Below are 852 nucleotides of genomic sequence, written 5' to 3'. Positions count from 1 at the left end.
ATCGGTCGAACCGGTAAAACGGCGCTGCACGGTCTTGAGCGGCATGATCACGACATCGTCCTGGTCACCGCCAAAGCCGGCCTGGCCGCGCTTCGACAGCAACCCGATCACATCACACGAAATCCCGCCGATCCGCATCCGCGTACCGAGCGGAGAGCCACCGCGATAAAGATTGTCGTTAACGGTATTGCCGATGATACAAACCGATTTGCCCGCAGCCTCCTCGGTCGGCGAGAAATAGCGGCCCTCGGTCAACGGCCATGGTTGCACCAGGAAATATTCGTTGGTGGTGCCATTGACGGTCGTCGACCAGTTCGCGCCTTCGTAAATTGCGGTCGCGGACGTGCCTGCCTGCGCCGCCACAGCGGTGACCCCGGCGATTTGATCGCGGATCGCGGCCACGTCCTGCGGCTTGAAATCGGGCGGACGCGGCCCGCCGCCGCCACGGCCGAAGCCCTGTCCCGGACGCACTTGCAGGATGTTGGTGCCCAGCGACGAGATCGATTTCTGCACCGCCGCCGTGGTGGCGTTGCCGAGTGTCACCATCGTCACCACCGCCGCCACGCCGATAATGATGCCGAGCGTCGTCAGGAACGACCGCAATTTGTGCCGCGAGATCGAGCGCAGCGCGAGGATGAGCGTGGTGCCGAGCATCAGTCGAACGCCGGAACCTGGCCGGGCGCATGCTGCGTATCGACGCGCTCGACCAGGCCGTCCTTGAAATGCACGATCGTGCGCGCAAACGCCGCCATGTCGGGCTCGTGCGTCACCATAATCACCGTAATCCCGCTGTCGCGGTTGAGCCCGGCGAGCAATTGCATGATCTCGACCGAGCGTTCCGAATCGAGATTG

At 63.4% G+C, this 852-nt stretch carries 1 protein-coding gene and 1 pseudogene; both read right to left on the bottom strand.

Annotated elements, in window-relative coordinates:
* A partial coding sequence (locus AACY49_RS29690) for an ABC transporter permease (protein WP_339527746.1) occupies positions 1-654 on the bottom strand: 654 nt, incomplete at its 3' end.
* Positions 654-852, bottom strand: a pseudogene (locus AACY49_RS29685) (hypothetical protein); the annotation flags it as partial. The gene AACY49_RS29690 and the pseudogene AACY49_RS29685, both read right to left, overlap by 1 nt.

The organism is Pseudomonas sp. EL_65y_Pfl2_R96 (assembly GCF_963970905.1).
Taxonomy (GTDB): Bacteria; Pseudomonadota; Gammaproteobacteria; order Pseudomonadales; family Pseudomonadaceae; genus Aquipseudomonas.
This window is presented reverse-complemented; position numbering and strand designations above follow the sequence as displayed.